This is a genomic window from Streptomyces sp. UNOC14_S4, assembly GCF_020740835.1.
Taxonomy (GTDB): domain Bacteria; phylum Actinomycetota; class Actinomycetes; order Streptomycetales; family Streptomycetaceae; genus Streptomyces.
Genome location: NZ_JAINFC010000521.1, coordinates 1 through 5,172 on the forward strand (window position 1 = coordinate 1; position 5,172 = coordinate 5,172).

Genomic DNA, 5,172 nt, shown 5'->3' on the forward strand with positions numbered 1-5,172 from the left:
CCGCATATCCGAGCGGAAGGCCCCCGGTGAGCAACCGGCGCGGTGCTGGAAGAACTTGGAGAAGTTCGCCGCGTCGTCGAACCCGATCCGCTCCGCGATCCGGGCGGCGGGCAGCTCGCTGTGCGCGAGCAGCCGCTTCGCCTCCAGCATCACCCGCCTGTCGATGAACTCCTTGGCGCCCACTCCCGCGCCCGCGAGCGCCGCGCGCGCGAGGGTGCGGGGCGAGTAGCCCAGGGTGCGCGCGTAGTCGGCGACCCGGTGGGTGACGGTGAAGTCCCGTTCGACGGCGGCGCGGAAGCGGACGAACGCGTCCCCCGGGGCGGGCACGCTGCTGCCCACCGGTGCCGTGAGGTGCGCGAGCCGCAGCACCAGCACGGACAGCAGGTGGCGCAGGATGCCGGAGTGCACGTCGGCGGGCAGTCCCTTGCTGGTGCGGAAGTCGTTCTCCAGGTGGTGCACGGCGCAGAGGACGGCTTCCTGGTCCTGGCCGACCGGCTGCCACAGCACCGGGCGGAAGGGGTCGTCGGCCACGGCCGCGACGGCCGTGTCGGGGGAGAGGAAGCCGGGCTGTACGAGGATGACGGCGCCCTCGATCTCCTCCACCGCCCCGAACTGCTGCACCTGCCCCGGGCGCACCCACAGCACCGAGCCCTCCTCCAGGGAGTAGCCCGTGAAGTCCACGGTGTGCCCGGCGGAGCCGGAGCGGACGACGACGATCTGGTGGAAGTCCAGCCGCTGCGGCCGGGCCAGCAGCCCTTCGGGCGCGCGGGCACGGAGCTCGGCGATCGTCATCACCTCGACCCCGGCGGGCGTCCCCGGTGGGGCCCGATACGCGAGCTCGACGATGTCCTCGTTCCGTGCTTGTCGCATTTTCACCATGAGAAGACCCGAGCGTACCTGGTAGGGGCTGGAAACCGGCCATAGCGTGGTCATAACGCACCACAGAGTGCGGGCATCACCTCGGCCGGACCCCGGCTGGACCCGGCTGAACGTTTCAGGGAAAGACATGGCACAGCACAAGCTCACTTATGCATTCGACGCCTATTGCGGTTGGTGTTACGGCTTCGGCCCGGCCGTGCGCGAGTTCGCCGCGGCGAACGCCGACCGGATCGAGCTGACCGTGCTCAGCGGCGGGCTCTTCACCGGCCCGCGCGCCCAGCCCGTCTCCGCGTACTCCTACATCCCGCAGTCCGACGTCCGGATCGGCGAGCTGACCGGCGCGGTCTTCGGCCCCGGCTACGCCAAGGCGTTCGCCGACGGCACGGCGGTGCTGGACTCCGCCGACGCCGCGACGGCCCTCGTCGCGCTGCGCGGGCAGGCGCCCGAGAGGACACTGGAATTCGCGGGCGCGCTCCAGCGCGCCTGGTACGTCGACGGCCTGAGCCTGTCCGACCCCGAGACGCTGCGCACGGTCGCCGGCGGCCTGGACGGCGTCGACGCGGAGGTCGCGGTGGCCGTCTTCGCGGACCCGGACGCCCGCCGCGAGGCGGAGGCGGACTTCCGCGAGGTGCGCAGGCTGGGCGTCGACCAGTACCCCACGCTGCTGCTGCACACCCCCGGCGGGGTACGGCGCCTCGGCGGGCCTATGTCGTCGGCGCAGGCGCTCACCCGGGCGCTCGACCAGCACTGACGCCCCCCACGTTCCCCCTTTTCCCTTCTCTCCTCAGGAGCCCCCCATGGCGAAGATCGCCCTCTTCGGTGCCAACGGCAACATCGGTCAGCGCATCCTGCGCGAGGCGCTGGACCGCGGCCACCAGGTCACGGCCGTCGTCCGCGACCCCGCCAAGGTCACCGTGACGCACCCCGCGCTGACCGTCGTCACCGGTGACGTCCTCGACCCGGCGTCGGTCGCCAAGGCCGCCGAGGGCCAGGACGTCGTCGTCAGCGCCGTCGGCGGCGGTGACGGCCCCGGCCACATCGCCACCATCAAGCCCGCCGCCGAGGCCCTGGTGGCCGGTGTGCGCACGCTCGGCGACGCCGCCCCGCGGGTGATCGCGGTCGGCGGCGCGGGCTCCCTGCGCACGCCCGACGGCAAGCAGGTCTGGGACGGCGAGGGCATCCCCGAGTTCCTGCTCCAGATCATGCACGCGCACGGTGACGCGCTGGACTTCTACCGCACCGTGAGCGACGTCCGCTGGACCAACATCAGCCCCGCCGGCCTCATCGAGGCGGGCGAGCGCACCGGTACGTACCGCACCGCGCTGGACGACCTCGTCGTCGACGCCGAGGGCAAGAGCCGCATCTCCATGGAGGACTACGCGGTCGCCCTCGTCGACGAGATCGAGAAGCCGCAGCACGTGGGCGAGCGCTTCACGGTCGCCGACTGACGCCTACGGCGCCCCTTCCGAGGGCCCCTCGTCCCACCGCCCCACGCGCCGGTCCCCCGCGGCGCGTGGGGCGGTGTCCTTGTGCGCTGTCCTTGTGCCCGGCGTCCTTGCGCCCGACGGCGGTGTCCGGCGGAAAGTTCGGCCTGAGAGGCGCTGGTGAGCGGCCTGATGGGTAGACACCTCGCGACGCTAAGGTGTCAAGCTGCGATGGCGAGTTCGGTGGGGAAGGCGGTCTGTTCGTCGAACAGCACGCCGTTCTTGAGGCAGTGGTAGAGCTGGCCGAGCATGCGGTTGAAGAGGTTCCTCTGAGCGGCCGCGTGCCAGTCTCCGTGGTCGTCGCGGCGGCGCCGGTAGTGGGCCATGGCCCCGGGCGATGCCCGCAGGGAGGCGAAGGCCCAGAGGTAGCCGGCGTGGTTGAGGCGGTCGTTCTTGACCCACCGCCGGGTGATGCTCGACTTCTTCCCGGACGCGCGGGTGATGGGAGAGGCGCCGGCGTATGCCTTGAGGCCGCGGGCGTCGGCGAAGCGTGTCCGGTCGTCTCCGATCTCGGCGAGCACCCGGGCTCCGAGCTGGACGCCGAGACCGGGGAAGCTGGTGATCACTTCGGCGTCCGGGTGCTGGGGGAAAGCCTCGTGGACCGCCTTGGCGAGGTCGTCGGCGGCGGTGCAGGCGGCGTTCAGCTGGGTGAGGAGGGCGAGCATCTGCTGGCCGAGCGCGTCCTCGACCAGCGGTGGCTGGTGGGCCCAGTCGGCGCGGAAGACCTCGCGGAGCCGCTCGGCTTCGGCGTCGATGCCGCGCTGGCGGCCGGCGCGCTTGAGGGCGGCGGCGATCTGCGGGCGCGTCAGCCGGGCGGCCCGGGCCGGGGTCGGGGCGGCCTTGAGGAGCTCACGGGCCTCGGGACGGCACAGGCCGTTCCGCCAGGGCTCGAAGGCGGCCAGGGCGGACGGGTAGTACTCGCGCAGGAGCGAGCGGAGCTGGTTGGAGAGTTGCTGCCGGTTCCAGGTCGAGTCCTGCTGGGCTCGGGCGAGGACGGCGATGGCGCGGGCGAGGTCGCTGTCGCCCGGCAGGGGCCGGTGGGCGTGCATGTCGGTGCGGAGGATGTTGGCCAGGACGAGGGCGTCGCCGGGGTCGGACTTCTTCCGGCTGACGCTGTGGCGGTCGCGGTAGCGGGAGGCGGCCATCGGGTTGATCGCGAAGACCTGCCGCTTGCCGGTCCGCAACACAGCGACCAGCAGGCCGCGGGACGTCTCGATCGCCACCGGGATCGGGGTCGCTTCGGTGTCGCCGTACTCGGCGAGCAGGTCCAGCAGGATCCGGTAGCCGGCCGCGTCGTCGGTGATGTGCCGCTTGGCCAGCAGCTGGCCCGAGTCGTCGACCAAGGCGACGTCGTGCGTCCTCTCGGCCCAGTCGATACCGCAGTAGATCAAGTGTGCTCCTCCCCTGAGCATGTGCATTTGTGCTGGTCACGAGCGCATGCGGGCCACGCAGCGACCTAATTCCAGGCCTCGAACCCAACGGGTCGGGCCGCCACCTCGCTAGCCGTTCGTGGCACCAGCGCGCCACGCGGGCCTCGGTCTATGCGGGAGCTCGGACGGGCTCGGGCGAATCGAGAGGTCACCGCGTGGCGGGCTCGCACCACGAAGATCAACGAGCGGGTCTTCAAACAGGTGGTGGCAGCAGCGGAGACGCCGCGCGTCGCTGGTCTGACCCGAGGCATGAACTGCCGGGCGGTTGTAAGGCATCCGCCCGGCGCCCACGCGACCGCCACCACCCCGAGCATGAGGCCCGCCCGCACCGTCTACCCAGAGGCTTCAACAGCCCAGCTCACTTGAGGCGTGACGGACCCCGACTCGAACACCACGGGTTCCTCCAGTGGACTCCCCGCGATGCTTACAAAGGAATTAGGCGTGACGGACCCCGACTCGAACACCACGGGTTCCTCCAGTGGACTCCCCGCGATGCTTACAAAGGAATTAGGCTCACTTGCCATGGAGCATGAGGTGTTCGTTCCGTTTTCCGTCGACTCCGTCCGCCGGGTCCTGGCCGACCCCGCCCGCGTCGTGCGCTGCGTTCCCGGCCTCCAGCAGGACGGCGCGGACGCCTCGGGCGCGCTCGTGTCCGGACGCCTGCGGCTGCGCATAGGCGGCTCGACCATCACCTACCGGGGGTCGCTGCACCTGACCGAGCAGGACGGCGCGTACGAGCTGTCGGGCGAGGGCACCGAGGTGCGCGGTTCCGGCACGGTGACGCTCGCGCTGCGCGGGGTGCTGGAACCGGCCGCCGACGGCGCCCGGTTGATCTGCACCGGCACGGTCGGCACCGGCGGCAGGCTCGCCGACTTCGACGAGAAGACCACGGAGGCCGTCGCCCGCCGCCTGCTGGACCGTTTCGCCGTCGCACTCGTGGAGGAGCTGCGGGAGGACGCGGAGGAGGAGGCGGGCGCCGCGGGCGACGGCCCGCGGCTGGACGGCGGCAGCGTCTTCGACACCGAGGTCCCGCCGTCGTCCCTCGACCCGGCGGCCGACGACGACCTCGACGAGGACGACGACGTGGACGACGACGAGCCGCCCGCGGAGGCGGCGCACGCGCGCCGCACGATGATCGGCCGCAGTGCGGAGGAGGTGGACCACGCGCCGCCGCGCGGCCGGTACGCGCCGGTCCCGGCCCCGGAAGCCGCGTCCGGAGCGGCGGCCGCGCTGCGCTGGGCCGCACCGGCGGCGGCGGTCGCGCTGGCCTCGGCGGTCGTGGTGACGCGGGCCTTGCGCCGCCGCCGCTGAGTTCTGACGCGAGGGGGCACCCCACTTCGTGCAGCCCTGCCCCGGGGGCTCCGCCCCCGGGGCAGGGC

The 5,172-nt window shown here is 72.4% G+C and carries 5 protein-coding genes; 3 read left to right on the top strand and 2 right to left on the bottom strand.

Annotated elements, in window-relative coordinates:
• Nucleotides 1-870, bottom strand: an 870-nt coding sequence (locus tag K6I34_RS31090) for an AraC family transcriptional regulator (protein WP_308294078.1), incomplete at its 3' end; no start/stop codon positions are given.
• Nucleotides 871-1,006: 136 nt separating this feature from the next.
• On the opposite strand from K6I34_RS31090, the gene K6I34_RS31095 reads away from it, so the two are divergent.
• Nucleotides 1,007-1,630, top strand: coding sequence for a DsbA family protein (locus tag K6I34_RS31095; protein ID WP_229331163.1), 624 nt, complete (start codon nucleotides 1,007-1,009; stop codon nucleotides 1,628-1,630).
• A 46-nt stretch (nucleotides 1,631-1,676) separates the two neighbouring features.
• On the top strand, nucleotides 1,677-2,327 hold the full coding sequence (locus K6I34_RS31100) for an NAD(P)-dependent oxidoreductase (protein ID WP_229331166.1): 651 nt from the start codon (nucleotides 1,677-1,679) through the stop codon (nucleotides 2,325-2,327).
• 197 nt (nucleotides 2,328-2,524) lie between these two features.
• Here the strand turns inward: K6I34_RS31100 and K6I34_RS31105 are convergent, their stop codons facing one another.
• Entirely contained in the window at nucleotides 2,525-3,754 is a 1,230-nt protein-coding gene (locus tag K6I34_RS31105; protein ID WP_229331168.1) for an IS110 family transposase, read from the bottom strand.
• A 561-nt stretch (nucleotides 3,755-4,315) separates the two neighbouring features.
• Here K6I34_RS31105 and K6I34_RS31110 point away from each other — a divergent pair.
• On the top strand, nucleotides 4,316-5,104 hold the full coding sequence (locus K6I34_RS31110; RefSeq protein ID WP_229331170.1) for an SRPBCC domain-containing protein: 789 nt from the start codon (nucleotides 4,316-4,318) through the stop codon (nucleotides 5,102-5,104).
• Nucleotides 5,105-5,172: the final 68 nt, after the last annotated feature.

Bases quoted from the DNA above. Each gene is read 5' to 3' on its own strand.
- K6I34_RS31095 (WP_229331163.1), top strand. From the start codon at position 1,007: ATGGCACAGCACAAGCTCACTTATGCATTCGACGCCTATTGCGGTTGG.
- K6I34_RS31100 (WP_229331166.1), top strand. From the start codon at position 1,677: ATGGCGAAGATCGCCCTCTTCGGTGCCAACGGCAACATCGGTCAGCGC.
- K6I34_RS31110 (WP_229331170.1), top strand. From the start codon at position 4,316: ATGGAGCATGAGGTGTTCGTTCCGTTTTCCGTCGACTCCGTCCGCCGG.